This is a genomic window from Phaeobacter sp. B1627 (assembly GCF_006265095.1).
In the GTDB taxonomy this organism is placed as follows: Bacteria; Pseudomonadota; Alphaproteobacteria; order Rhodobacterales; family Rhodobacteraceae; genus Epibacterium.
Map to the genome: position 1 here is coordinate 1 of NZ_VCNK01000037.1, position 26349 is coordinate 26349.

Annotated in this window: 27 protein-coding genes and 1 tRNA gene; 18 read left to right on the forward strand and 10 right to left on the reverse strand. The window is 62.9% G+C overall.

What is annotated here, in order from left to right:
- Positions 1-474: 474 nt before the first annotated feature.
- Complete coding sequence (gene cueR / locus FGE21_RS17355; RefSeq protein WP_139664682.1) at positions 475-876, forward strand: Cu(I)-responsive transcriptional regulator; 402 nt, start codon at positions 475-477, stop codon at positions 874-876.
- Between the two features lie 81 nt (positions 877-957).
- Here cueR and FGE21_RS17360 read toward each other — a convergent pair whose 3' ends face one another.
- On the reverse strand, positions 958-1887 hold the full coding sequence (locus tag FGE21_RS17360; RefSeq protein ID WP_139664683.1) for a CehA/McbA family metallohydrolase: 930 nt from the start codon (positions 1885-1887) through the stop codon (positions 958-960).
- Between the two features lie 684 nt (positions 1888-2571).
- On the opposite strand from FGE21_RS17360, the gene FGE21_RS17365 reads away from it, so the two are divergent.
- Together FGE21_RS17365 and FGE21_RS17370 are read left to right on the forward strand one after the other, a co-directional pair.
- Positions 2572-4236, forward strand: a complete 1665-nt coding sequence (locus FGE21_RS17365; protein ID WP_139664684.1) for a tetratricopeptide repeat protein — start codon at positions 2572-2574, stop codon at positions 4234-4236.
- A gap of 197 nt (positions 4237-4433) precedes the next feature.
- Positions 4434-4508 (forward strand) — tRNA-Gln (locus FGE21_RS17370).
- 282 nt (positions 4509-4790) lie between these two features.
- On the opposite strand, the gene FGE21_RS17375 is transcribed toward FGE21_RS17370, so the two are convergent.
- The 5 genes from FGE21_RS17375 to FGE21_RS17395 all read right to left on the reverse strand — a co-directional run bounded on the left by FGE21_RS17375 (position 4791) and on the right by FGE21_RS17395 (position 8774).
- A complete protein-coding gene (locus FGE21_RS17375) occupies positions 4791-5294 on the reverse strand; it encodes a DUF3299 domain-containing protein (protein WP_139664685.1) in 504 nt (167 codons plus the stop codon).
- Between the two features lie 189 nt (positions 5295-5483).
- Positions 5484-6734, reverse strand: coding sequence for an ABC transporter permease (locus tag FGE21_RS17380; RefSeq protein ID WP_139664686.1), 1251 nt, complete (start codon positions 6732-6734; stop codon positions 5484-5486).
- On the reverse strand, positions 6731-7411 hold the full coding sequence (locus FGE21_RS17385; protein WP_255731640.1) for an ABC transporter ATP-binding protein: 681 nt from the start codon (positions 7409-7411) through the stop codon (positions 6731-6733). The genes FGE21_RS17380 and FGE21_RS17385 overlap by 4 nt, the downstream gene beginning before the upstream one ends.
- Before the next feature lie 35 nt (positions 7412-7446).
- Positions 7447-8121 (reverse strand): DUF2796 domain-containing protein, encoded by a 675-nt coding sequence (locus FGE21_RS17390; protein WP_139664688.1) that lies wholly within the window; start codon positions 8119-8121, stop codon positions 7447-7449.
- 248 nt (positions 8122-8369) lie between these two features.
- On the reverse strand, positions 8370-8774 hold the full coding sequence (locus FGE21_RS17395) for an Rrf2 family transcriptional regulator (protein WP_139664689.1): 405 nt from the start codon (positions 8772-8774) through the stop codon (positions 8370-8372).
- Between the two features lie 103 nt (positions 8775-8877).
- Here FGE21_RS17395 and FGE21_RS17400 point away from each other — a divergent pair, with 103 nt between their 5' ends.
- The 15 genes from FGE21_RS17400 to FGE21_RS17470 all read left to right on the forward strand — a co-directional run bounded on the left by FGE21_RS17400 (position 8878) and on the right by FGE21_RS17470 (position 23081).
- Positions 8878-9156: a DUF6525 family protein gene (locus FGE21_RS17400; protein ID WP_255731641.1), complete on the forward strand. Its 279-nt coding sequence runs from the start codon at positions 8878-8880 to the stop codon at positions 9154-9156.
- A gap of 68 nt (positions 9157-9224) precedes the next feature.
- The gene (locus FGE21_RS17405; RefSeq protein ID WP_139664691.1) at positions 9225-10760 is read left to right on the forward strand and encodes an ABC transporter substrate-binding protein; all 1536 of its coding nucleotides are present in this window, start codon (positions 9225-9227) and stop codon (positions 10758-10760) included.
- Complete coding sequence (locus tag FGE21_RS17410) at positions 10757-11440, forward strand: ATP-binding cassette domain-containing protein (protein ID WP_139664692.1); 684 nt, start codon at positions 10757-10759, stop codon at positions 11438-11440. The genes FGE21_RS17405 and FGE21_RS17410 overlap by 4 nt, the downstream gene beginning before the upstream one ends.
- A 35-nt stretch (positions 11441-11475) precedes the next feature.
- Positions 11476-12159, forward strand: coding sequence for an ABC transporter ATP-binding protein (locus tag FGE21_RS17415; RefSeq protein WP_255731642.1), 684 nt, complete (start codon positions 11476-11478; stop codon positions 12157-12159).
- A complete protein-coding gene (locus FGE21_RS17420; protein WP_139664694.1) occupies positions 12156-13094 on the forward strand; it encodes an ABC transporter permease in 939 nt (312 codons plus the stop codon). Before FGE21_RS17415 ends, FGE21_RS17420 begins: the two co-directional genes overlap by 4 nt.
- Positions 13087-13881, forward strand: coding sequence for an ABC transporter permease (locus FGE21_RS17425; protein WP_139664695.1), 795 nt, complete (start codon positions 13087-13089; stop codon positions 13879-13881). The genes FGE21_RS17420 and FGE21_RS17425 overlap by 8 nt, the downstream gene beginning before the upstream one ends.
- Positions 13878-14864 carry a DMT family transporter gene (locus tag FGE21_RS17430; RefSeq protein ID WP_139664696.1) on the forward strand — a complete coding sequence of 329 codons (987 nt, stop codon included), beginning with the start codon at positions 13878-13880 and terminating at the stop codon, positions 14862-14864. The genes FGE21_RS17425 and FGE21_RS17430 overlap by 4 nt, the downstream gene beginning before the upstream one ends.
- A gap of 332 nt (positions 14865-15196) precedes the next feature.
- Positions 15197-16114, forward strand: coding sequence for a glycosyltransferase family 2 protein (locus FGE21_RS17435; protein ID WP_255731643.1), 918 nt, complete (start codon positions 15197-15199; stop codon positions 16112-16114).
- A complete protein-coding gene (locus tag FGE21_RS17440) occupies positions 16111-16905 on the forward strand; it encodes an NAD(P)-dependent oxidoreductase (RefSeq protein WP_218062788.1) in 795 nt (264 codons plus the stop codon). The genes FGE21_RS17435 and FGE21_RS17440 overlap by 4 nt, the downstream gene beginning before the upstream one ends.
- On the forward strand, positions 16898-17692 hold the full coding sequence (locus tag FGE21_RS17445; RefSeq protein ID WP_139664698.1) for a glycosyltransferase family 2 protein: 795 nt from the start codon (positions 16898-16900) through the stop codon (positions 17690-17692). The genes FGE21_RS17440 and FGE21_RS17445 overlap by 8 nt, the downstream gene beginning before the upstream one ends.
- The gene (locus FGE21_RS17450; RefSeq protein WP_255731644.1) at positions 17689-18882 is read left to right on the forward strand and encodes a DegT/DnrJ/EryC1/StrS aminotransferase family protein; all 1194 of its coding nucleotides are present in this window, start codon (positions 17689-17691) and stop codon (positions 18880-18882) included. The genes FGE21_RS17445 and FGE21_RS17450 overlap by 4 nt, the downstream gene beginning before the upstream one ends.
- Positions 18883-18962: 80 nt before the next feature.
- On the forward strand, positions 18963-20081 hold the full coding sequence (gene gmd / locus FGE21_RS17455; RefSeq protein ID WP_139664699.1) for a GDP-mannose 4,6-dehydratase: 1119 nt from the start codon (positions 18963-18965) through the stop codon (positions 20079-20081).
- Between the two features lie 365 nt (positions 20082-20446).
- On the forward strand, positions 20447-21253 hold the full coding sequence (locus FGE21_RS17460) for an allophanate hydrolase subunit 1 (protein WP_139664700.1): 807 nt from the start codon (positions 20447-20449) through the stop codon (positions 21251-21253).
- Positions 21250-22302 (forward strand): biotin-dependent carboxyltransferase family protein, encoded by a 1053-nt coding sequence (locus FGE21_RS17465; protein WP_139664701.1) that lies wholly within the window; start codon positions 21250-21252, stop codon positions 22300-22302. Before FGE21_RS17460 ends, FGE21_RS17465 begins: the two co-directional genes overlap by 4 nt.
- Complete coding sequence (locus FGE21_RS17470) at positions 22299-23081, forward strand: LamB/YcsF family protein (protein WP_139664702.1); 783 nt, start codon at positions 22299-22301, stop codon at positions 23079-23081. Before FGE21_RS17465 ends, FGE21_RS17470 begins: the two co-directional genes overlap by 4 nt.
- 226 nt (positions 23082-23307) lie before the next feature.
- Here the strand turns inward: FGE21_RS17470 and FGE21_RS17475 are convergent, their stop codons facing one another.
- From FGE21_RS17475 to FGE21_RS17490, 4 genes are read right to left on the reverse strand one after another with little or no spacing between them, the layout of a single operon-like run.
- The gene (locus FGE21_RS17475; protein WP_139664703.1) at positions 23308-24033 is read right to left on the reverse strand and encodes a hydroxymethylpyrimidine/phosphomethylpyrimidine kinase; all 726 of its coding nucleotides are present in this window, start codon (positions 24031-24033) and stop codon (positions 23308-23310) included.
- Complete coding sequence (locus tag FGE21_RS17480; protein WP_370285789.1) at positions 24030-24998, reverse strand: ThiF family adenylyltransferase; 969 nt, start codon at positions 24996-24998, stop codon at positions 24030-24032. Before FGE21_RS17480 ends, FGE21_RS17475 begins: the two co-directional genes overlap by 4 nt.
- On the reverse strand, positions 24986-25579 hold the full coding sequence (locus tag FGE21_RS17485) for a thiamine phosphate synthase (protein ID WP_139664704.1): 594 nt from the start codon (positions 25577-25579) through the stop codon (positions 24986-24988). The genes FGE21_RS17480 and FGE21_RS17485 overlap by 13 nt, the downstream gene beginning before the upstream one ends.
- Positions 25579-26346, reverse strand: coding sequence for a thiazole synthase (locus tag FGE21_RS17490; protein WP_139664705.1), 768 nt, complete (start codon positions 26344-26346; stop codon positions 25579-25581). Before FGE21_RS17490 ends, FGE21_RS17485 begins: the two co-directional genes overlap by 1 nt.
- Between the last annotated feature and the right edge of the window lie 3 nt (positions 26347-26349).

Here is a 26349-nt window from a genome sequence, read left to right on the forward strand (position 1 = left end):
CCCGGGGCAAGTGCAACAGCGGCGCGGGTTTTCATCATCGGTGTTCCTTCTTGTCTGACTTTTCAGACCCTTGGTCCCGATAGGCGGAGAGGTGGATCGGGTATCGGGGCGGGTCTCATGGGCGAATGTCACACCCGGAACTGCATGGACCGGGCGTGGTTGAGCTAGGCCTACATCACTCATCGGGCGGGGCGCAACTACGGAAGAGAGGGCGGAAGCGCATTCCGAGTTTCAGGCCAGAGCGTAGGCCAGGGCCTCAGGCCGGAGCGTCAGGCCCGAATTTCAGGCGGAGTGCCAGGCTGTTGTTTCGAGGCTCGCGGATCAGCCCTTCAGGAAAACCCCTTCTCAGGGCCCCATACTGTTGCAAACCTGTCAAGTTTACGTTGAGTGGCTTGAGATTGCGGGTGGGTTTGCCCATCTTGAGGAGTGTAGGGCGCGGGCAGCCGCGTGGGCGGACCAGGGAGGTGCAAAGACATGAATATCGGCGATGTCGCGACCAGATCAGGGCTGCCGGCCAAGACGATCCGCTATTATGAGGATATCGGTCTGATCCGCCCTGGCCGCAGTTCCAATGGCTATCGCTGCTTTGAGGAACGTGACCTGCATAAGCTGGCGTTTCTGGCGCGCGCGCGGGCGTTGGGGTTTTCGATCGAGGATTGCCGCGTACTGCTGGGCCTCTATGAGGATGAGAGCCGTGCCAGCGCCGATGTCAAACAGCTTGCGCAAACCCATCTGACCAAGATCGAGGCGAAGATCGCTGACCTTGCGGCGATGCGGGCGACGTTGAAAGAGCTGATCACCTGCTGTGCCGGTGACACCCGTCCCGATTGTCCGATCCTGAAGGATTTGTCCGGCGAGGGCGCGGGCCAGTCGTGACGCGCGGGGCGCGGCCCGCCCGCCGTGGCTGTCCTGCCACGGCCGTTGGCCCGGACGCCGACCGCGCAGTCGCCGAGCGGATCAGAGCGTGCCGGGCCAGACCGGGTTTGACCAGGCGCGTTTGCCTGCCCGGTCGATGACCGTCACCCGCAGCCAGGGGCTCTTGCTCAGTCGCCCGAGTTCCACCCGGACGTCGGTCATGGCGTCGCCAACGGCCATTTCGGCGGCGTTGCCATGGGCCTGGACAACCACAATGGAGGCCGCTGAACAGGCAACGCGAACCTGGCTGTCCTCCAGCCAGATGCCATGAATCTCCGGCCCCTGTGAGGCGTAGAAATGACCGGCCTTCAGGGCGGCGAGCAGATGCTCCGGGTCATTTTCAGCCGCTTTGACCATGACCCAGCCTCCGAAAGCGTCCGGCCCTTTGAAATGCGCGTCGTCAGTTGCGATCAATGTCAGATCGCGCCCCTCGGACAACAGCAGCTCCAGCATTGGCATCCCCGTGCCACGGTCGCTGAGGCTGTGGGCGCCGTGATTGTAGATCTCGACCGCATGGGCTGCGGTGATACTGCGCGCATCCTCCATGGTCAGCCCGGACCATTGGGGATGGGCGATGGCGACAAAAGCGCCGGCCTCCCGGGCGCGCATTGCGATCTCAGCTCCGGTTTCCTGACCCGCGACCGGCTGGAAGTCGGGGGAGTTGGAGGGGGCGAAATCCGCAGGAAGACCTACGGCCAAAAGATGCCAAAGCTCACCGTTGGCCTGCGCGCCGGAATGCAATTCTGCGCCGAGCAGCGTCGTGAACCGGTCGTCCCGAAATGGCAGGGTGTCGGTGATCGGATAGTCCCAGCGGCCGACAAAGTGATCCGTCAGAGAGATGAAATCATAGCCTTCGGCTTTGTATCTGCGACAGACCTCAGCAGGGTCCAGCGCCCCGTCGGTCACATTGGAATGCGTGTGCAGGTTGCCCCGGAAAAAGGATCCGGCAGCGGTGAAGGGGGGCAGCAGCATGGTAGGGCTCATTTCCTCAATCGGGGTGTCGATCCGCCCGACCTACCGAGTCTGTGCGACAGCCGTGTGACCGGCTTGCGGTCAAGCGCATGCAGGCCCTGAGCCTTCATCGCGGCCCCGGTGGAGCGCGGTGGCCGTCGGCTTGTCTTTTTGTCGGTGATTCTTGGACATTTGAGAAGGCGGCTGAATCTTCCCGACTGCAGCAATGTCCGGCAGGGAACGATCAATCCGGTTTACCGAGGACGCGCCACTGCGGCGATGGAATCAGAGTCTTTTCGATCAGGGCACGCCCTTCTGGCCTCGGGCAGGGCGCCGTGCGATCCGGTTGACCCTAGGTAATCTGCGGCGGCAGTGGAGGAAACCAAATAAAAACCTAGATTAAAAATTAGGCTATTCGTCGGATGGCGATTTCCAAGCAATTTCATATAATTCCGCTCGCGGCAGCGTGAAATTGCAATACATGTTATGCAAGTTCAGGTTGTGTTGCCGTGTGGTCTGTTAACCATTTGTAGCGAGTGTTTACAATCTGTTAATAGGCTGAAAGGAAAAGCTTTTATATAATGTCCCTTTTTTTGTTGGCCGGTCGCGGTTTTGGTGGTTTAATGGTGGCGTGAGGTTGCTCATGGGCAATTTATGAGTTTTTTGCCACAGCGTCTCTGGTAATGGTTATGGCGAGAGTGTCCAATGGTAGTAGTTTTAAAAGTCCGTCAGTGCGGTGCGTTTGGTGTATTCCGACCTGATGGTGAGTCTATTCAACTCGGTGCAAAACATCAGGCGCTTATGGCGCTTTTGATCACGGCCGAAGACGGAATCCGAACGCGTGCATTTCTAGAGCACATTTTATGGAGTTTCGCCCAGCCGGAGCAGGCCAAGGCCAGTCTGCGAACAGCGCTTTCGACCTTGCGAAAACACATTGGCCCCCTGGCTTCCGGCGCATTGATCGCCAACCGGGAGCGGGTCACGCTCGACCTCAGCATGATCGAGATCGAAGCCGACGCATCCCGTGGTGATTTCATGGAAGGCTTTGAATTGCCCCATGAACATGTCTTTGCGGACTGGCTGGCAGAGATGCGGGCGCAGACCGACAGTTCCACCAGCCAAGGAAAAGATCTGCCCTGGGCGCCGCGCGACCGGAGCCGGATTATTCTGGACGAGCTACTGCCGTCTATTGCAGTGTTGCCCTTCGTACAGCGATCGCCCGGAAACGCCACGGCGCCGCTGGGGTCGATCCTGTCGGAAGAGCTGTCGCGCCAATTGTCGCGGAGCCAGGCGTTTTCTGTCACCTCCTACATGGCCTCCCGGCAATTCAGTATTGAGGATGTACGCCCGGCAGACGTGTCCTCCGTCGCCGGAGTGAGCTATCTCGTGTCCGGATCGGTTTTTATCGATGGCCATGATTTCATTGCGCAGATAGATCTGCATGATGCGCATCGCGAAAAGGTGATTTGGTCGCGGGAATTCAAAGGGTCGCTGTCGGATCTTCTGATGGGACAGAGCAGCTCTCTGCGCGAGGCGACCAGCCAAATTGGTCAGACCGTCGTCGGAGAAGCCGTGCGGTTGGTCAGCTTTCGCCCTTTGTCCAATCTGGCCAATCACACCTTGCTGATGGCCGCGATCGTGATGATGCAAAGCAAACATCCCGACCAGTTCGAAAAATCGAACGAGATTCTCGATACCCTGCTGGAACGCGAAATGCACCATCCCGTGGTGCTGACCTGGGCTGGGATCTGGCATGTGATGCAGGTTCAAAAAGGTCTCTCTGCTGATCGCCACAAAAGCACCCTGATGGCTGAAAATCTCGCCAGTGCCGCGCTTGCACAGGATCCCGCGTTTTCGCTTGCCCATACTCTTCGCGGGATGATTGCCAGCTATCTGACGTTCGACTTCGACACCGCGCAATATTCCTATGACAAGGCGCTGCAGGACAATCCGAACGAGGCGTTGGCCTTGCTGCTGAAGGGCGCGACCCGGGCAATGCAGAACCACCCGGATGAGGGGCTGCGTCTGACCGAGGCGGCGCGAAAACTGACGCCTCTGGGGCCACAGCGCTACTACTTTGACTCTTTGGCGGCATCCGTGAATTTGGCCGCCCGGGACTATGACCGCGCCATCGAACTTGCGGACCAATCGCTGCAGGAAAACGATTCCTACCCATCGACGCTGCGCACCAAGGCGATTGCGTTGCAGATGTCGGGCAGGGCGGATGAAGCGCGCGATGTCGTGGCCTGTCTGATGCGGGTCAGCCCGGACTTCAGCCTGTCGCGATACATGCAGGAACACGCGGCCGCCTTCACGCCTTCAGGGCGGGACTGGGCCAGTGCGCTGCGGGAAGCGGGCGTCCCTGAGTAGTCCTTCTGGCGCTGATGCACGGGATAAACAGAGGGCCACCCGCCCTCTGTTTACGTCTTTGAAATCATTGTGACCCGGAGTTTAATATTCTGATTTTGTTGAGAAAACAGCTTTGGTCGCTCGGGTGCGCACTTTTTTCGCAAAAACCCCTTGCAGCGCTCTGCAACACTCATTAGAAGGCCTCTCACACAGAGCGCTGGGATGTAGCCAAGTGGTAAGGCAACTGTTTTTGGTACAGTGTACCGTAGGTTCGAATCCTACCATCCCAGCCAATTTCCTCCAGAAAACGAATGCGGCCCACCGCGATAGCATGTAGCGCACCGGCAAACCGTCGGTCTCCAGATCGCTGTCGCTGGTAAACAGGGGCGCGGAGCAGTGGTGCGCAAACTGGGTTTCATAGACCGGGATGCAGACGGGGATGCAGACGGCGCGCGCTGTCTGGAAGGCGGGTGTTACCTCGCGGGAAAATCCTCTTTGCAACGCTGACTTCTGTGAAGCAGTCGTGTCGCTCAGTCGCGTTCCTCGCCCAAACCTACGGGACGCGGGACGGGTTTTCAAAACGGTACGATGCGATCCGCTGAAATGGCATAGGCGATGTCAGCCAGTTGCGTCGAGGTCGAAGCGGTGCCGAACATGCCCGTGACGTTCACGGCTTCAAACAGGCCTGTTGCTTCGTAGGGCTTTGCGGTGGTGACAAACACTAATTGGTTCGCGGGCGGCGGCGGGACATGGACGCAGGCGCCGACAAATGGCACCAGGATAAACGCAGTCACGCCCGTCCCGGAGTATTCGATGGGGACAATGTAGCCGGGCAGCCGCACTGTCTGGCCGTTCCAATCCGTGCGCACCCCGTGCGACGGGGGTTGCTGGCGTGTCATCGCAGGGGTGTCATGCTGAATGAGGCCCTGTACGAATGGCGGGACCCTGGGCTGCCCCTCCGGGATCAGATCGGTCCATTTGAGGTCGATAATATCTTCGGCCATTGCACCGGATGGTGCAACCGCCAGTGCTCCGAATGCCGCCAGCACGGCCCTGCGGTCCAGGCGCCGGATTACCATTGGAACACCTCGATCAGATCGGCGTCCTGCGCATCGCCAATGTCAGCCAGGGAAGGGGGCGGGCATGTGGTCGGGCAAGTGAATTGACGTCGGTGTCGCATCTGGCCACCCGCAGGCGGAGGTGGCGCGCATGGTGCAGCAGCTGCGATCAGAGGCCGAGAGGGCAATTCCATCATATCATTCCGTCTTCTAGATCCTGACCATCATACCATCCGCCAGTGACATGCGGTAGGCTCTCAGCGCAGGCCCGACACTCACAATCGCGCCAGCGGCGACCACGCCCAGCACCACCTGAAGCTCGCGCAGCGATGGGGGCTCTATCGGGAGCCACAGGCCGAAGCTGGCATCAATTGCGGGCTGGGCGATCAGCAACCCCAAGTAAAGCATCCCCAGTCCGGCTAGCGCTCCGATCGCGGCCATAACAGCTGCCTCGATGATCAAAAGACTCAGGATCACGCGCGGGCGCGCGCCCATCGCGCGGAAAATAGCCATCTCGCGGCGGCGCTCGTTCAAGCTGGAAAATATCGTGGCCATCATACCAATCAGGGCTGTGACGACCACCATCCCGGACACGGCAATCAACGCTGTTTCTGCGATCCCGACGATCTGCCACAATTCCTGCAGCGCAACGCCGGGCAAAATCGCCAGCAACGGCTCGTGTGGGTAGTCATTTATCGCGCGTTGCAATCCAAACACCTGCAGTCGGCTTTTGACGCCGATCAGGGCGGCGGTCACCGCCTGCGGTTCAAGCGCCATCTGCCGGATGGTCTGCGCCGATGTGGACTGTCCCGGGATCGCTGCACCATTTTGCCAATCCACATGAATGGCCTCGATGGCACGAAGGCTGACAATCACGGTCCGGTCGACGGGCGTCCCGGTTTTTTCCAATATGCCAGAGACGCGAAACGGTTGATTGTCGTGGTCCACAAAGGAGGCAAGCCCGTGTGCCACGACGATCGGATCGCCGATCGCGTATCCCAATGTCGCCGCGACATCGGCGCCGAGGACGGTGTCAAACACATCGTCCATCACGGCGCCCTCTGCAAGGATCAGGGATCGGCCCGCGCGGAATTTGTAGCGATCAAAGAACTCCGTGGTTGTTCCCATCACCCGGAATTGCCGGTGGCTGTCTCCCAGAGAGATGGGGACAATCCAGTCCGTTTCGGGGCGAGCGGCAATGTCCTGGTAGCTTTCCCATGTCAGATTGTTGGTCGCATTCCCGATGCGGAAAACCGAATAGAGAAGCAGTTGGACCGAGCCTGATCGCGCCCCCATGATCAGGTCGGTCCCGGAAATCGTATCGGCAAAGCTGGCTTTTGCGCCAGTGCGCACCTTCTCGACCCCTGAAAACAGGGCAACGGACAGGGCAATGGCGAGGATCGTCATGCCCACAGTCAGCAAACGGGCGCGCAGCGACGCAAGGGCAAGACGCAGGATCATGGGCGGACCTGCATCGTTTGCGTGATGTCAGCCATCCGGACGACACGATCAAATTGCGCCCCGAGGCGGGCATCGTGGCTCACCATCAACAGGGTGCTGCCAGAGGCGCGCGCCTGGGCAAACAGCAAGCTCAGGAAGGTGGCCTGTGTCGCGGCATCCAATGCCGATGTCGGCTCGTCCGCGACCAGCAACGGCGGTGCCCCGATGAGGGCGCGCGCCGCCGCGACGCGCTGTTGCTGCCCGACGCTGAGCCTGCCGGCCTGTGCGGTCAGGGTTTCCGGCGGCAGCCCCAGGTCAAGGCACAGTGCCCGTGCCGCCGCGCGAGGAGATGGCACGCGGGCGCGGCGCATCGGGGCGAAACGCAACGGAAGAAGGATATTGTCGAGGACAGTTGCATAGGGCAACAGATTGAATTGCTGAAAGATCAACCCGATATGCTCCGCCCGGAACCGGTCCCGCGCCCCTGCCGACAAGGAGGCGATGTCTGTGCCGCCAACCCTGACCGTGCCCCTCTGCGCGGTTATCGTCCCACAGACCAGCGATAACAGCGTCGATTTGCCGGACCCGCTTTCCCCCAGAAGCAAGACGCTCCCGGCCTTGGACAGTTGGAAGTGCGGAATGTTCAGCGCAAAGGAGGCCCGCCCGCCCCAGCGGTAGCAAACGTCCTCTAGCGACACGACGGGTTCATCCTGTTCCACGATCGGGCCAGGCCTCAGAACAATTCGCGCAGATCGAGCGTGGGGGCGTCCCGCATAACCTCAAACGCGGTCGCTCCGCGGTCCGTGATCACCTGAACGTCCAGCTCCATCGCCTTTGGGAAGGCCTCAAAATATGCAAATGTGATGAGGCTTGCCCGGGTGGGGTCATTACATTCCAGCAGGTATTGCGCCTGAAATTCGCTATGAGCTGGCTCCTGCCCGTGGCTATCATGCTCATGCTCATGCTCATGCTCATGTTCATGCTCGTGATCCTCTGTCTCATTCTCGCCCGGCAGAGTCTCACCCCTGTGCCCGCCCATCTGCTCGCTCGACTGCCCGTCTGTGTCATGCTCCTCGTGCTCCGCCTGTCCTGCTTCGCTTTCAAGGGAGGCACTCGCTTCAAGAACACTGCATCCGGCCGCGTCAGGGAGGGAGAACAAGTCGAGCGGACGCGCCAGACGGGCAACCGCCTCATTCACCTTCGCACGGTCTTCACTGCTTTTGGCCGCATATTCAAAGCCTGTGATATCGGCGCCCGGGACATGAAGCGCCATTGCAATGCGGTCGCCGTCAAAGGCGATGTCCAAATGGCCTACACCGTGCTCGTGCGCGTCCAGCTGGCGCATCCCCTGAGCAGTGACAGCGCCGGCCGAGAGAAGAACAAGGAGGGTGGAAACGGATTTGATCATGGGCTTGCCCTTCGAGACGTTTGGACGGGTACATACCGCGTGGTCATTGCAGCGGTGGTGAGATTCAAAATGGGTAGAGAGGATCACAGCCTATGGGGCTCGATGGCCGTGTCTGGCCTGTGGGATATGCTTCGGCGGCATCCCAGCCTCTGCATTTGCGGCCCCTGAGCTGGCGGCCCCTGAGCTTGCGGCCCCTGGACTTGCGACCTGTGGACTGGCCACCTGTGAAAGCCTTGCCTGCGGCATCTTCAGGTCCCCCGCATGTCTGAGATGGAGGTTTCGCGGAGCTTCTGAACAAGGCTGTGCTCGATGTCCTCCAGCACGCCCGAGACGGTTCTGTGCAACGCGTTCTCCACCGAGCAGCCGGACGCATGGGGGCTTTGGTCACTGGCGACCAGCCGCTCATCCAGCGCGAGATAGACATCTGCCAAGGTGATTTGTTCAGGAACGCGCGCCAGTCTCCAGCCGCCTGCGTGGCCCTTTTCCGACGTCAGCAGTCCCGCCTTGCGCAACCGTCCTAAAACGCGGCGCACAACAACTGGATTGGTGCCTGCGTGCTCGGCAATATCGGCAGATGTCCGCATTTCATCCGGATTTCCCGCCATATGGCTGAGGGTATGAAGAGCCAGGGACAGGCGGCTGTTTCGCTTCACGGCAGATCTCCGAATATTTCTTGACCCTCACGTAACATTTCAGGTTGCGTGGCTCCAGTAACTTCTCTAGTTACGTGAAGACTTTTCAACTCCGAGCGACACAATGCCCTCACAACATTCCCGCAACCTGGGTCAGACAAGTCTGCGCGGCAAGCGGCGTGCGGGAGCGCCGATGCAGACCTATGACGCATTGCCCGCGCCCCTGCGGCTCTGGCTGGGGCAGGCGGTGCTTCCGTGGTCACCTACCTCTGCGCGCCGCATCTGGAACACCGCCCGTGCCCGCGGTCTGAGCGAGAATGACGCATTGTCGATGCTCTCGAAAGCCGAAGCCAAAACACTCTCCCGCGATACGTTCAGCACGCAAATCCCCCGTAATTTCTAGATCCGCCCGTAGCCTAAATCCGCCCGTAGTCTAAATCCGCCCGTAGCCTAAATCCGAAGGACGCCATTATGTCACTCTTTGAGAGCCTCGCAGCATCCGCCCTGATCGCGCTGAGCCTGGCGCAACCCGTCTTCGCACAGAAGGCTGACCAGAAGGCTGACCTGACGATTGCAGTCGGTTTCGGTCCGACATCGGATGTGCCTGATCCACGTGCGGGATACAATGGCTGGATGTCCAACCAGACGGGCGTGACAGAGACGCTGATGGGCATCGACTATGATCTGAAACTCTATCCGCGTCTGGCACAAGTCATAGACCTGATCCAGCCGACCACATGGCACGTCACCCTTCGCGAGGGGGTCAAGTTCCATGACGGAACCCCGGTGACCGCCCAAAGCGTAACCGATGCGATTGCGCCGGTGCTTGACCCGAGCCATTCGGCGTATAATGCGAGGATCGCCGATCTGCTGGATCTGGCCTCCGTCACGACGGTCGGCGACCGTGTTGTCGTGTTTGAGACAAACAGCCCGAACGCGGCCTTTCCATGGTCCCTTTCCGAGCCCGGTCTCGCCGTATTGGGGGCCGGATCCGGGGCGTTTCCCATCAACGGCACCGGCCCGTATATCTTCCGAGAGGCGATCGCCGGGCAGCTCTACCGCGTCGAGGCAAATCCGGATTACCGCCTTGGCGCCCCCGGTCTCAATGAGGTGCGCGTGGTGGCGATTTCGGATCCCGGTGCTGCGGCGCTGGCATTCGAGGCGGGGGACGTCGATATGGTGATCAACTACCCAGAAACGGATTTCACCCGCATTCAGGCCACCGGCGCGCTTGGGTTTTCCGCCCCGACGGGGCGTTTGTATTTCTACACGGTCAACGCCGCCAGCGGCCCGATGAGCAATCCGCTGATCCGCCGTGCCGTCTCGGTCGCAATTGATCGCGAGGGGATCGTGGAGGCGGCCTTGTCGGGTGTGGGCGGTGTCCCGGCGGGGACGATCTATCCGGCCGGAACGGGATGGGCCGCGGATATCACTCCTGTCTACGACCCGGCCATGGCAGAGGACCTGCTGGCCGAGGCGGGAGCCGTGAAGACGGCGGGGCGCTGGTCCCTGGAGGGAGCGCCGCTGGAAATCGACATTGTGACATATGCCTCCCGCGCCGCATTGCCGCCCACCGCAGAGCTGACCCAGGCTTTTTTGCAGGCGATCGGGATCACGGCAAATATACGCATCGGCGAGTACGGGGCCAGTGCCGATGCCATTTCCGACGGAAGCGCGGACATGTTTCTGCAGGCCTGGGTCACCGCGCCGCAGGGCGACCCTGGTGCGGTCCTTGAGACGCTGTTGGGATCGGGCGGCGGGTCAAACGCGGGCGCCTACAGCAATGGCGAACTGGATCAGCTTCTCGCCGACGGCCGCAGCACCTTTGATGAGGGCGCGCGCGCGGACATCTATGATCGTGTCCAGCACATCATCGCATCCGAAGCGGCGATGATCCCCGTTTTTCATGTGAGCCAGACCAATGTGGCGCGCGCGGGATTGACCGGTTACGCGGTGCACCCGACCGAGACCTACTGGATCACTCATGAGACGGCTTTGACAAAATGACGATCCGGGCCACTGGCCTGAGCGGTATCCGCGCGGGTCGCATCATTCTGCATCCCACCGATCTGGAGATCAGGGCCAGCGAACGGGTTGGGCTGGTCGGCCCGTCGGGATCCGGTAAATCAACGCTGGGTCATGCGCTGGTCGATCGCCTGCGCCAGCAGGGGCGAGGGGTGTCCCACGTCCCGCAAAGCCCGGACGAGGGGCTGGATCCGTTGCGCTCCATGGCGTTTCACTGGCGCGAGGCGGCGCGGGCGATCGGGGTGTTGCCTGACCCTGCACAGCAACAGGCGCTGTTCTCGGCTCTTGGGATTTCGGGCGGCAACATGCGCGACCGCCCATGGGGATGGAGCCGCGGCATGCAACAGCGGTTTGTGATTGCAATGGCCCTTATTGGCCGCCCCGAGCTTCTGGTCATGGATGAGCCGACCTCGGCGCTAGATCCGGTGGTTGCCGCCGATACCATGGATTTATTGGAGGGCTATCTTGCCACGCGCAGCACAGCACTTCTGCTCATTACCCACGACCTTGGCCTGGCGGCACGTCGGGTGGCGCGGCTGATGGTTATGGACCAGGGCCGCATCATCGAGGACGCCGCAACCGCTCACTTCCTGACGGCCCCGGAAACCCATGTGGGCAAAATGCTGTGTGGGCATCGAAACTGGCGCGCATTTCCATGCTGAACCTAGATCGTGTCTGCGTGCACAGGGCGGCCAGGATGACCCTTGATACGGTGTCGCTGAGCCTCGCTCCGGGGCGCACGCTTGCTGTTGTCGGACAAAGCGGAGCGGGAAAATCGACGCTCATCAACGCAATTCTCGGGCTGGTGCGCTGCAGCGCGGGAGAGATCACATGGCAAAATGCACCTCTGTGCCGTTGCCGACCCGCCGTTGTCCTGCAAGAGCCGCGCAGCGCCTTCAACCCGCGCCTGTCACTGCGCCGCTCGGTGATGGAACCGCTGGCCGCCCGCCGACGGACTGCAGATCCCGCGCGGTTGGAAAAACTGTGTGACGGGCTTGAAATAGCGCCTGCGCTGCTGGAGCGCCGCCCGGCGCAGGTCTCTGTCGGTCAGGCGCAGCGGATCGGCATTCTGCGGGCGCTGATTGCGCAGCCCCCCCTTGTCTTGTTTGACGAGCCGCTCTCTGCCCTGGACGCCATAGCGCAGAAACAGACGGCCCGTCTGATCGCAGATCTGCAGCGCGAGGAGGGCTTTGCCGCGTTGATCGTCACCCATGATCTGGGCTATGCGGCCGCCTGTTCCGATGACATTGCCGTGCTGCGCGCGGGGCGTATCGAAGAACTCAGCCGCACGGAGGCCTTTGTTGCCGCACCTGAGACGGCCTATGGTCGCACTCTGCGCAATGCCGCCTTCGCGCTCGGCGCGTTGGAGCACGCTGCATGACGGGGCTTGTGGTCGGGCTCATTCTGCGCGCCGGTGTGGTGCTCACAGGGGCGGCGCTGGCGACATTTGCCTTGCTTTGGCATGCCCCGGGGGACCCGGCGCTTGCGATTGCGCTGGCACGATTTGACACGGTGGTGCCTGCGGCGGTGATCGATCAGCTGCGCGCGGAGGCCGGACTGGACGGCGGCTTCTGGCAGGCCTTTCTGGCCTGGGTGGCGCCATTGCTGGTGGGCGATTTCGGGCAGTCGTCTGTGACGGGACGCGACGTCTGGCCGGACCTCGTGAGGGCAATGTCCTACACTCTGCCGCTCGCCCTCGCGGGGCTGCTGGTGGGTCTGATCATATCTCTGCCGCTGGCGCTGGTGGCGACGCGGCGGCCGGGGGGCTGGCTTGATCGATGCGCCGTGGGGGTGGCGGCGCTGGGAGCGTCGATCCCTGCCTATTGGCTGGGTCTGCTGCTGATTATGCTGTTTGCGGTCCGGCTGGGCTGGTTGCCCGCCACGGGGGCGCGGACGCCGGTCCATATTGTGCTGCCCGCTGTGACATTGGGGCTGGGGGTGGCCGCGTCGTTCACGCGGATCCTGCGCTCGGGTATTCTCGATGCGCGGGCGCAGCCTTTCCTGCCGGCCTTTCGTCGCCGTGGCGTGGCCTGCCGTGACATCGCGCGCGCCCATGTCGCACCGCATGCGGCCATTCCGGTCGTGACTGTATTCGGCCTCGAATTGGCCTTTCTTCTGGAGGGGGCCGTCATGGTCGAGACCATTTTTGCCCGTCCGGGGCTGGGCAGTTTTCTGGTCGGCGCGATTGAGGCCCGCGATTTTCCCAAGGTACAGGCCGTCGTCGTTTTCTCCGCGCTCCTGTTCGTGACCTTCAATATGATCATCGACCTGATCTACCGCGCCATTGACCCGCGCATCGGAGAGCACAATGCGTAGTGTCGGCGGTCTGGCTGCCCTCTTTCTGCTGCTTGGGATCGCGGGACCGTGGCTTGCGCCGCATGATCCGACACAGATCAATATCGCGCACCGCCTGAGCCCCCCGGGCGCCGAGTGGCTGCTGGGAACGGATGCTTTGGGGCGCGATATTGTGTCGCGCCTTCTGCATGGGGCGCGCTGGTCGCTTGGCCTCGCCTTTGTCATCTCTGTGGCAGGCCTGTGTATCGGCACCCTCGTGGGCCTTGTGGCTGCCCTGGGGGGAAGACTGGCCGATTGGGCCCTCATGCGCACAACCGATACGTTTCTCGCCTTCCCGGACCTTGTGGCGGCGGTGGTCATTGCCGGGGTTTTGGGCGCGGGAACAGGCAGCCTGATCTTTGCCCTCACCGTGACAGGGTGGATGCGATATGCCCGCGTTGCACGGGCGGTCGGGGTCTCGCTCCATTCGCGGGGATATGTGGTGCAGGCCCGGTTGGCCGGCCTGTGGCCTGCAGCCATTGCCTTCTGGCACTATCTGCCGTCGCTGCTGTCCTCGCTCATGGTGGTCTGGACCGGGATGTTCGCCCGCGCGGTTCTGGGCATATCGGCGCTGGGTTTTCTCGGCTTCGGGGTTCAGCCTCCTTCGCCAGAATGGGGCACGATGCTGCTTGACGCCCGCATTCATATGCGATCAACACCGCTGCAAATGCTATGGCCCGGTCTTGCGGTGGTTGGCTGCGTTCTTGCCATCAATCTGACGGGAGATGCGCTGCGCGACCGGCTTGCCGAAAAGGATGGTCACCGATGACACAGAGGGACCCGTCCAGCCTTGGCATTGGCCTGCGCGTGCTGTCTGGCGTGTTGATGGGCGGTATGTTTGTCTGCGTCAAAACGGTCAGCGCAGATGTCCCCTTGGGCGAGATCGTCTTTTTCAGATCAGCCTTTGCGTTGGTCCCGCTGATCCTATTCCTGTGGCTGCGGCGCGAATTTCCGCAGGGACTGGCGACAAAGCGGCCCCTGGATCATGTTCTGCGGGCCAGCTTCGGTGTGATTGCGTTGTTTGCCTCCTTTGCGGCGGTTGCCAGGCTGAACCTCGCCGAAGCAATCCTGATCGCGCAGCTGTCTCCCGTGATTCTGGCCGTCGCCGCATGTGTTCTGTTGCGCGAGCGGCTGACGCGTTGGCGGGTTGGGGGGCTGGCGCTGGGCTTTGCGGGCGTGGTTGTCATGGTGTGGCCGGAGCTTGACAGCGCCGCCGCGTCCGACAAACGCATCACCGGGCTGTTGCTTGCGGTGCTCTCTGCCGGGATGTCGGCATTGGCATTGATCATGGTGCGACGCCTGAACAAAACCGAAAGTCCGGGCGCGATTGCGCTGTACTTTGTCCTCGCTTCGATGGTCGGGGCATTGGCCACGATACCGATGGGGTGGAACCTGCCAAAGGGTGCGACACTTCTATGGCTGATTGGGGCGGGCCTGTTCGGCGGGTTTGCCCATATCGCGATGACCCTTGCCTTTCGCTACACAGAGGCGTCAAGGCTTGCTCCCTTCGAATACATCGCACTCCTTTGGCCCCTGCTGGCGGATCTTTTGATCTTCCGGCTGCCGCTATCGAGGAGCTTTCTGTTCGCTCTGCCCCTTGTTCTGTTGGGCGTCATGATTGCTTCCGCAGAACGGAGCCCGGCGGCCCGGGCAGGGCCCGGCGGATGGAGACTGCGACGCCGCTCAACTGATCCGCGACGACCAAATGATGGAAAATTCCCCCGTCCCGAAGTGGAAGCGCCCGAGGCATGACCCCTCCCGGAGGCTGATTTCCGGGCCGCCCAACTCCAAGCCGCCGATGCCTGTCACGATCCGACACCCCGAGAGGGGAAATCCTGAAAACCTACTGCGCGCACAGGCCGCGCAATCCAGCGCTGTGATGGGGTTAGTGCACTGAAATAATGGAATAGACCTGCGATCGCGATACAGGCTGCACCGCAAGTTTCCACTTAACTTAAAATTATTTCTTTGGACCTATCTGTTTTCCGAGAGCGGAGAAAAAGCCGCGTATATGGATCCGGAGAACCCGAGGCGTGCAGTTTAAATCGTATAACCAGCCTGTTTCAGACCTGCGCAAGCCACCTATGGCGACTGTGTTTTGCGCAGTGTGGCATAAACAGGCGGACAAACTGGATCTGTTGCGGTCCCATTGGGAAAACCTGAAGGCGCAGTCATTGCCGGTCGAGGCCTGCTATATTTTCGACAATGGGGATGAGGCACCGGACTGGCTTGATGCAACGTGGCATAGTTTTTCCGAGCCGCTGACCATCTATGAGGCCTGGGCGGCCGGGGTCGCGCTGAGCAACACCAAATATACCATGAACCTCAATATGGATGATCGCCTCGCCACCGATGCGGTGCGGATGATGGTCTCCACTGCCGAAGCGACACAATCGGCACTCGTTGCCGGCGATTGGTTGGTCAGTTTCGACAAATCGCATCTCAACGCAGAATTTACAGTGACGGATCTGTGGGGGACGCATCATTCCCCGGAATGGCCCTTGATGGCACAGCCCAATTTGCGATTGGGCAGCGGCAGTGGCGATCGCGGCACCTTTGGCCCGGCGACGCTGTGGAATCTTGACATATTGGGGAAATGGTATCCGACCCATTTCAACAATAATACGCCGATCCAGTCGATCGGCGACCAGATATTCTGGAAAGTCGTACTGCAGAACAAGCAAAAGGCGACCCGGCTGCCGTTGATCATCGGGCGTTACTTCTCCGATACCAATAGCCAGGCGGAGTTTCGACCGCACAATGACAACGCGTTTCTGAAGACATATGGTGTCAACCCTGTGTCGTTTGCGCAATGCGTGACCTCTGGTGATTTTTCCAAACGTCCGGGGCAGGCTGGCGCCGCGCTGGATGCAGAGGCGCGGGATGCGGCTGCGCCAGAGGCGCTGAATGCGGTTGAGCAGGCCAGCGCCCAACTGGCTGAAAAATTCCGCGCCGCGGGCCTCGGCGCCGGGGCCGGGCCAACGCCGGGAATATCTCGATGATGCGGGTCCTTCTGACTGGAAGCGGCGGCATCGTCGGCAAGCATGCAAAACGGGCGCTTGCCGAGCTGGCACCCGATGCAGAGGTCCTGTGCAACACCGCCGATCTGACCGATCTGGCTGCGACGACGCGGATGGTTGAGGACCTGGGCCGGATCGATTTGGTCATCCATCTTGCCGCCCTGGTGCCGGTGGCCGAGGTTCGATCCAACCCCGCCCGGGCGTTTGCGGTCAATGTCGGCGGAACCATGAACCTCTTGTCGGCGCTGACGGATAACGCGGCCCGGTTCTTGCTGTGTTCCTCCAGCCATGTCTACGCGAGCAAGGACGATGCCATTGGGGAATGTGATCCGACCGTCCCCGTTTCGGTCTATGGCCAGACCAAGTTGCTGGCGGAACGGGCCGCAGATCAGATCTGCAGCGCCACCGGGCGGTCTCTGTGTCGGGCGCGGCTCTTTTCCATTCATGACCCGCAGCAGACAGGGAGCTACCTGCGGCCCACATTGCAGCGGCGCTTTGCCGAGGCTGACCCCGAGGCAGAGTTTGAACTATATGGCGCGGGAAGTGTGCGGGATTTCCTGACCGCGCAAGAGGCCGCGCGACTGCTGGTGCAGCTGGCCCTGTCCGGAGCCGACGGGGTGGTGAACGTGGCGTCGGGGCAGGCGATCACCGTGGCGGATTTCGCGCGCGAACTGGCGCCATTCCCGCTAAAAATCAGGCCCCTGGGCCAGAACGACACCCTCAAAGCCGATGTGACTCGCCTGCGGGCGATCCTTGGAGAATACCATGCCTGAAAAACAGATTTCGCCTGAAAAACAGATTTCGATCGTCATTCCCACCTTCAACCGCGCGGATATGCTGCCAAAGGCGATTGACTGCTCGCTGGCGCAGACGATGCCCTGCGAAGTGCTGGTCGTCGATCATGGCTCCACAGATGCCACGCCGGAGGTGGCGGCCGCCTATGGTGACAAGATCACCTATATTCGCCGCGAAAAGGATTTCGGCCCGCATTTCTGCTGGCTGGAGGGGGTTTTGCATGCAAACGGGGACTATGTTCACCTGCAGTATGACGATGACTGGATCCACCCGACATTCATCAAGAAATGCTTTGCGGTGATGGCGGATGACGTCGGGTTTTCGTTCAGCGGTGCTGAGGTCATCGACGACAAGACCGGGCGCCAGATGATGACCCAGTTTCTGGAGTGGTTGCCCGATACCGGAGCCTTCGAGAACCGCCTCGCCGAGGAAAAGATTGTCGGCTCGCTGATCTCGCCCGGCGCTGCATTGTTTCGCCGCCAGGTGCTGATCGACGCCCTGTATCAGGGACGGCTGCCGCTGCAGCAGAGCGAATATCATGGCGTGGGGCCGGATATTTTCGCCTCGCTGCTGTCGATGCTGCGCTATCCGAAAGTCGGCTTCGTCAAGGAGCCTCTGGCGAGTTTCCGGGCGCATGACGGCTCCATCACCATCGACGCGTTCAAGGATCAGGCCAAAAAGGCAAGCATCGCCGCCGCCTACAACGAAGTGCGCCGCTACTATGTCGAACTGAAAGCCATGCAATCTGTGCGGGGAGCGCAATGATGAAGAGTGACGTAAAGCCTGTGACCCTCGCAGAGGACACGATTTCACAGGATGAACTGGAACAGACGGCAGCCTGGATGCTGGCAGGCAACCGGCTCACCAAGGCCGGGCTGACGACGCTCTTTGAGGAAGAGTTTGCGGCCTGGATGGGGTGCAAACACGCCGTCTTCGTCAATTCCGGATCCTCTGCAAACCTGTTGATGATCTATGCCGCCCAGGAGGCCGGCCGTCTGCGCAACAAGAAGGTGATCGCACCGGCTGTCAGCTGGGTGACCACTGTCTCGCCCTTGATCCAGCTCGGCTTTGATGTCCGCCTGTGCGATTGTGACCCGGTCAATCTTGGTCTCGATCTGGAGCATCTGGAAACCCTGTGCCGCGAGGACGCGCCGGCGATGCTGATCCTCGTTCACGTCCTCGGCCACGCAAACCACATGCGCGAAATCCGCGAGATCTGCGACCGCTACGGGGTTTTGCTACTCGAAGACAGTTGCGAGGCGCTGGGGTCGACCTATGACGCGCGCAAACTGGGCTGCCATGGTGTGGCGGGCAGTTTCTCATTCTACTACGGCCATCATATTTCCACGATCGAAGGTGGCATGGTGGTGACCGATGACAGCGAGCTGCATCAGGTGATGCTGTCCCTGCGCTCGCATGGCTGGAGCCGTGATCTCGATCCGGCGCGGCGCGACAGCCTGCAGCAGGAACACGGGATCGATGATTTCCGCAATCTCTACACCTTCTATCACGCGGGGTTCAATCTGCGCTCTACCGACCTGCAGGCCTTTATCGGGCGTCTGCAGATTGCCAAACTGGATGACATCTCCTGGGTCAGACAGGCGAATTTCAATTCCTATGCCGCGCAGCTCCCCGATTTCTTCCGCCAAGAGAGCGACGCAAATCTGGTGTCCTCCTTTGCCTATGGAACGCTGGTCGAGAACCGGATGGAGGTCTACGCGCATCTGAAGCGCCAGCAGATCGAGTGTCGCCCTCTGATTTGCGGCAACATCGCCCGCCACCCCTTCTGGACCCGGCGGTATGGGCATCAGGTGTTGCCAAACGCAGATCTCATTCACGAATTCGGCATCTACCTGCCCAATCATCACAATCTCAGCACTGCAGATGTGGAGCGGGTGACGACGGCTTTCAATGCAGTGGCCCGGCCAAAGGGGCTGCAGGCTCAGGCTGCCTGACGGGCCGCCCGACAGGCCACCTGAAACGCCGCAGTGGGAACAGGCCTCACAGAGGGCCGCAGGACAACGGACGATATGCAATGAAAAAAGCTCTGATCACTGGCGTCACCGGACAGGACGGCTCCTACCTGGCTGAACTCCTTCTCGCCAAAGGCTACGAGGTGCATGGCATCAAACGCCGCGCCTCGTCGTTCAACACGCAGCGCGTGGATCATATCTATCAGGATCCTCAGACTGACCACGCGCGGTTCCGGCTGCACTATGGTGATCTGTCAGATACCTCGAACCTGACACGGATCATCTCTGAAGTGGAACCGGACGAGGTCTACAACCTCGGGGCCCAGAGCCATGTGGCCGTGTCCTTTGAGGCACCGGAATATACGGCGGATGTCGATGGCTTGGGCACCCTGCGGATGCTGGAAGCGATTCGTTTCCTCGGTCTGGAGAAAAAGACCCGGTTTTATCAGGCCTCCACGTCAGAGCTCTATGGTCTCGTTCAGGAGATGCCACAGCGCGAAACCACGCCCTTTTACCCGCGCAGCCCCTATGCGGTGGCCAAACTCTACTCCTATTGGATCACGGTGAATTACCGCGAGTCCTATGGCATGTATGCCTGCAACGGGATCCTGTTCAACCATGAGAGCCCGCGCCGCGGCGAGACCTTCGTGACGCGCAAAATCACCCGGGGCCTGGCCAATATCGCGCAGGGTCTGGAAGAATGCCTCTATATGGGCAATATCGACGCGCTGCGGGACTGGGGCCACGCCAAGGACTATGTGCGCATGCAGTGGATGATGCTGCAGCAGGATAATCCCGAGGATTTCGTGATCGCCACGGGCGAGCAGCATTCGGTGCGACAGTTCATTCTCTGGGCGGCGGCAGAGCTGGGTATCACCCTCGAGTTCCGCGGCGAGGGAACCGAGGAACATGCGGTGGTGGCCGCCCTCACCGGGGACAAGGCCCCGGCGCTTCAGGTCGGGGACGTGATCCTGCAGATCGATCCACGCTACTTCCGCCCGGCCGAAGTGGAAACGCTGCTCGGCGATCCTTCGAAGGCCAAGAAAACCCTCGGTTGGGAGCCGGAAATCACCGTTCAGGAAATGTGCGCCGAGATGGTCGCTGCGGATCTCGACTGCGCGCGGCGTCATTCGCTGCTGCGCGACCATGGCTTTGACATGCCCGTCGCACTGGAGGCATAGCGGGCGACACGCCCCCACGCAGGGAGCCGGGCGTCGCCGCATCCCCGACGGCTCCGATGGCCAGTGACGTGTCGGCCATGTCGCCGTAGGCGCCCGATGCCACGCGCCCAATGTTACGCAGCCGATGCCCGCGCCGGGGCGGCGGCGGCCGCAAAGGCGGTGAGCGTCGTCAGCGGCGGCAGATCAGGGTGGCGCCGAGACAGGCCGGGCGCCCGGCCTGGGGCTTGGGGCAGGGGGACATGAGGCGAGCTCCGGCGCGTATGGGGCCTCCCCAATGGCTTGGCGAGTAGGCCTCCCGACAAAAGGCCGGTTGGTTCTGACATTTGGGACTGGCATTTCGCAGCACGCGCTGGCAGGGATATGGCATGACTGACCTACGCGATGTTTCGCCCCAGGCGCCCCATGCACCGGAGGCGCAGGAGTGGCCCCATGCACCGGAGGGGCCTGAATGGCCCCGGGTGACCACCGCCGGTTTCGACGGGTTTGTGGTGCGGTTTGGCGACGCGCTGAGCGAAGCGGCCAACCGGGCTGCGCTGGCGTTTCGAGCGGCGGTGGATCTGGCCGGGTGGCCCGCCGTGGCAGAGACCTCGACCTCGCTGGTGTCGACCTATCTGCGATTTGATCCCTTGGGCACCGATCATGCGGTGATGCGCAGGCAGGTGCAGAGCCTTCTGGCCACCCAGGACTGGTACGCCGCGGCGCTTCCGCAGGGACGCAGGTTGTGGCGGGTTCCGACGGTCTTTGGCACCGGATACGCGCCCCAGCTTGACGAGGCTGCCGCCCGCGCCGGTCTGACGGCGGCAGAGGCGATCCGCCAGATCGCGGCGACACGGTTGCGGGTGCAGACCATCGGCTTTGCCCCCGGTCAACCCTACCTCGGCGAATTGCCCCCGGCATTTGACATTCCCCGCCAGACCGAGCTGACACCCGAAGTCCCGGAAGGCGCGGTGGTGGTGGCGATCCGCCAGATTGTCCTGTTCTCTGTCACCACACCGACGGGCTGGCGCCATATCGGGCAGACCCGGTTCCGCCTGTTCAGGCCCGACGCCGACGACCCCTTCGTGCTGCGCCCCGGTGATGAGGTGCTGTTCGAGCCGATCTCACCGGAACGCTACAGCGCGTTGGCGAAGGCCGGACCCGACGGGGGCGCGCTCAGCGAGGCGCTGAAATGAGCAGGACCCTCACCCTTCATACCGCCGGGCCCGGGCTGACGGTGCAGGATCTCGGCCGTCCCGGCTACCTTGCCTTCGGCCTGTCGCGTGGCGGGGCGGCCGACCGGCTGGCGCTGGCAGAGGGCGGCGCGCTGCTCGGGCAGGACACCAGCTTTGCCGCGATTGAAATGGCGGGCCTCGGCGGCACCTTCGAAGCCTCCGCAGAGATGCGCATTGCGCTGACCGGCGCGCCGATGGGGGCTGCGCTGGATGATGGAACCGCGCTGCGCTGGAACGCCAGCCACCTGCTGCCAAAAGGCGCGCGGTTGACGGTGGGGGCCGCGCGGCGGGGATCCTATGGCTACCTGCATGTGGGCGGAGGGATTGCCACGCCGGACCGTCTTGGCGCGCGCGGCGTGCATCTTGCCGCGGGCCTTGGTGCGCGGCTACAGGCCGGGGCTGTGCTGCCCGTCGGGGACGATGCCGGTGGTCCGGTCAATATGGCTCTGGACCCGGAGCCGCGTCTGGAGGGGGGGGGGCTGCGGATGGTGCCGAGCCTGCAAACCGAGCTGTTCGGCCAGGCGGAGCTGATCCGGTTTCAGCACACGACCTTTGTGCGCGACAGCCGTGCCAACCGGATGGGCGTGCGGCTGCTGCCCGAGGGCGCTGGTTTTGCGCTCGATGGCGGGCTGAGCGTGCTGTCCGAGGTGATTGCGCCCGGCGACATTCAGGTCACCGGCGACGGCACGCCCTTCATTTTGATGAGCGAGTGTCAGACTACGGGCGGCTATCCCCGGATCGGCTCGGTGATCCCCTCGGATCTGCCCCGGGTGGCCCAGGCTCCGGCCGGGGCGGCGTTTCGGTTCACGCTGGTATCGCTGGCCGAGGCCGTGCAGATAGAGCGTCGCGCCGCCGAAGACAGAGCGCGGCTGCCCGCTCGCCTCGCGCCGCTGTTGCGCGATCCCGCCCAGATCCGGGATCTGCTGGCCTATCAATTGGTCAGCGGGGTCACCGCCGGGACCGATCTGGATGATGACGATCCCGACACAGAGGAGGGCCGCCGGCCATGACACGCACAGTAGATCTGAACGCGGATATGGGAGAGAGTTTTGGCCCCTGGGTGATGGGCCGGGACGCCGAGGTTCTGGACGTTGTGACCTCGGCCAATGTGGCCTGTGGTCTGCATGCGGGGGATTGGGACGTGATGGCACAGACTATGGCCGCCGCAACCGCGCGCGGGGTGGGGATCGGGGCGCATCCGGGGTTTCCGGATCTGCAGGGCTTTGGCCGCCGCAAGCTGCATCTGCCGCCGCAGAGTCTGGCGCATCTGGTGCAATATCAGGTCGGTGCGGCGCAGGCGATGGCCCGCGCCGCAGGGAGCGAGGTGCGGCATCTGAAGCTGCATGGGGCGATGGCGAATATGGCGGCGGCCGACCGCGAGATGGCCCGGGCCTGCTACACGGCGGCGCTGGCTGTGGCGCCGGAGATCATCATCATGGTGATGGCGGGCACCCAGCAACAGGCCGCCGCCGCGGAGCTCGGATGCGGGGTTGCCTGCGAGATCTTTGCCGATCGGGCGTATAATGCAGATGCGTCACTGGTTGATCGCGCCCTGCCCGGGGCGGTGATCCACGATGCGGAGCGCGCCGGGGAACGGGTGGCCCGGATGGTAGAAGACGGCGCGATTTTTGCCGAAGACGGCAGTCGCATCCCGACCCGCATCGATACGGTCTGCCTGCATGGCGACACGCCAGAAGCCCTTGATATTGCGCGCAGTGTCCGGACCCATCTGACAGCAGCCGGGATTTGCCTGCAGATGTTCGCCGGGGCATCGCTGACGTCTGCCTGACTGGGGCTGACCCGTCATGACTGGGGGGCCTCCCGCCCATCTGCCGTGGCCATGCGGCCCCGCCATCCGGTTGGGCCCGGCGCAGCGCGCGCCCGTCCCGGGCGCGCGCTGCGCCGGGCGCTTCGGGCAATGCCCGAAGCGCAACACCTCATTTTCAGAGGATGGTTCTCCATTGCCGTGACACAGGATCGCCGTGACACAGGATCGCCGTCACACAGGATCGCCGTCACACAGGGTCTGAAGATGCCAGCCAGTTGGTGATTTCTGTTTTTGCCGCCTGGCAGGCCGTTTGCAAATCGCGCCCCAGCGCCAGGCCACAGGCAATTCCGGTGGCGAGGCTGCATCCTGTCCCCCTGCGCGCCCCTGGCATCCGGGTGGCGTCAAACCGGGCGACGCCCTCGGGCCGGATGAGGGTGTCGGTCGATCTTGGCCCCCCAGCATGCCCCCCTTTGATCAACACGGCCCTGCAGCCCACAGCCAGAAAGGCCTCGCCCTGGTGCTGCAGATCTGCATCGGTGGCGGCGATGGTCCGCCCGGTCAGCGCGGCGCTTTCCGGCAGGTTCGGCGTGAGCAGCGTGACCCGCGCCACAAGCGGCAGGAGCGCCTCCCGCGCGCTGAGCATGCCCCCGGAACTGGCCCGCAACACCGGGTCCAGAACAATCGGGATCTGCGCCGGTAGCTCTGTCACGAGAACATCGATCTGCTCCGCCGAGGCAACAATGCCGATCTTGATCGCGGCCGGTCGCGGCGCGGCGAGCGCGGCGCGAAGCTGTGCCCTCAGGGTATCTGCCTCCACCGGGTTGATGGCCTGCACCGCCTGGCCCGTTTGCACCGTGACCGCGGTCACGACTGGCTTTGTCGCGGCGCCCATACGCGCGGCCATGGCCGCATCCCGGGTCAGCCCGGCACCACCGCTGGGGTCGGTGCCGCCGATGGTCACGATATGCGTCATGGCGCGTTGACCGCGTGCAGCGCCAGATCGCGGTACCCCAGCTCCTGCAACCGTCGCGCCGCCCGCCAGGCCCGCAAGCCGCTGCTGCAGGCCAGGATCACCCGCCGGTCCCGGGGCAAACCGGCCTCGGCAACCTTGTCCGGCGACAGGCGACGGGCGCGCGGGGTGGCCAACTGCGGCGCTTCGGTGGCGGCGCGCAAATCCACCACGAGGTCCTTGCCACCGCCGAGCGGGACAAAGCGCAGCGCCGCCTCCGGTTCCTTGGCGGTGTCAAAGCGAAACCCCGTAACCTGCAGCCGGCCCATGTCAAACGACAGCATCTGACCGACAACCGGCGGCGTGGTCCCGAGCAGGTGCTGCAGCACCATCTGCGCCTCAGCGGCCCCGATCATCCCCACCAGAGGCCCCAGCACTCCGGCGTCTGAACAGGTGGCCGCCTGCTCCGGCAGATCGGGAAACACGGCCCGAAGGGAGGGCGCGCCCCCGCAAAACCCACCGACATAGCCGGCCACGCCCAGCGCCGAAGCCGAGATCAGCGGCTTGTCGGCGGCGAGACAGGCATCTGACAGGATATAGGACACGGCAAAGCTGTCGGCGGCGTCGACGACGATATCGACCGGCGCGATGGCGGGCGCGGCATTGGCGGCGCCAAGGGCGGTGGCGTGCAGGGTCAGCCGCAGCCCGGGGGTCTGGGACCGAAGCCGCACCCCTGCGGCCTCCACCTTCATTGCGCCGACATCGCGTGGCGTAAAAAGCGGCTGGCGGTGCAGGTTCGAAAGCTCCACCCGGTCAGGATCCATCACGGTGATCTGACCGAGGCCCGCCGTTGCGAGATAGGTCAGCACCGGACAGCCGAGACCACCGGCGCCGACCACCAGCACATGCGCGGCGGCAAGACGCGCCTGACCCGCACGGCCGACCTCGGGCAGGGCAATCTGGCGGGAAAACGGGCTCAGGTCCTGCATGCCGTAATCCACTCCCGCGCTCTCGCCTCCGGGTCGGTGGCCTCCTGGATGTCGGTGACCACCGCCGCACTGTCCGCGCCGGCGGCAAAGACAGGGCCCAGGCGCTCCGGTGTCAGCCCGCCAATCGCCACCAGCGGCACCGACCCGGCGGCGGCTTTCCAGCGGCTCAGCCGGTCCAGACCCTGCGGCGCCCATTTCATCTGTTTCAGCCGGGTGGGGTAGACAGGCCCGAGCGCAACATAGGCCGGGTTCAGCGCCAGCGCCCGGTCCAGCTCGGCCTCGTCATGGGTCGACAGCCCGTAGCGGACCCCGGCCCGGCGCAGCGCCTGGATGTCGGCTTGGTCCAGATCCTCCTGCCCGAGGTGGACAAAATCGCACCTCAGATCCAGCGCCGCCTGCCAATAGTCATTCACCACCAGCTGCGCGCCATAAACCGCGCAGAAATCCCGGGCGCGGGCAATCTGTCGGCGGACCTCGGCGTCGGGCTGATCCTTGAGGCGCAGCTGCACCAGTCGCACGCCCTGCGGAACCAGCAGCTCCAGCCGGCCGACATGGCCCACGATGAGGTAAAATCGCTCCATCAGATCAACTCCGCCAGGCCGGGAACAGGTGTCGAGGGCACGGCCATGTCGCGCCGGTCCATGGGGTCGGCGTGATGGCCCAGACGGCCGGCCTCCACCGCCTGTGCCATGGCGCGGGCCATCGCCACCGGGGCGCCTGCGCGCGCGACTGCGGTATTCACCAGCACCGCATCCATGCCCAGCTCCATCGCCACCGCCGCATCCGAGGGTCGCCCGATGCCCGCATCCACCACCAGCGGCACCCCGGGGAAATGCGCCCGCATCGCGCGCAGCCCCTCGGGATTGACCACCCCGCGGCCAGAGCCGATCGGCGCGCCCCAGGGCATCAGAACCTCGCAGCCGGCCGCCAGCAGATGTTCGCCGACCACCAGATCTTCGGTGGTGTAGGGAAAGACCTGAAACCCGTCGGCGCTCAGAATGCGGGCGGCCTCAACCAGCCCGAAAACGTCGGGCTGAAGGGTATCCGCATGGCCGATGACCTCCAGCTTGATCCAACGGGTGCCAAAGACCTCCCGCGCCATATGTGCTGTGGTGACCGCTTCGCGCACGCTGTGACAGCCGGCGGTGTTGGGCAGGATGCGCACACCGGTTTCCTGCAGCAGGTCCCGAAACCCCGCGCCAGAGCCATTGGCGTTTTCGCGCCGCAGCGATACCGTCGCCACCGCGCAGCCACTGGCCCGGATGGCCTCCTGCAGGATCGCAGGCGAGGGGTATTGCGCGGTGCCGAGAAACAGTCGGGACGGCAATTCCGTATCATAGAGGATCATGCG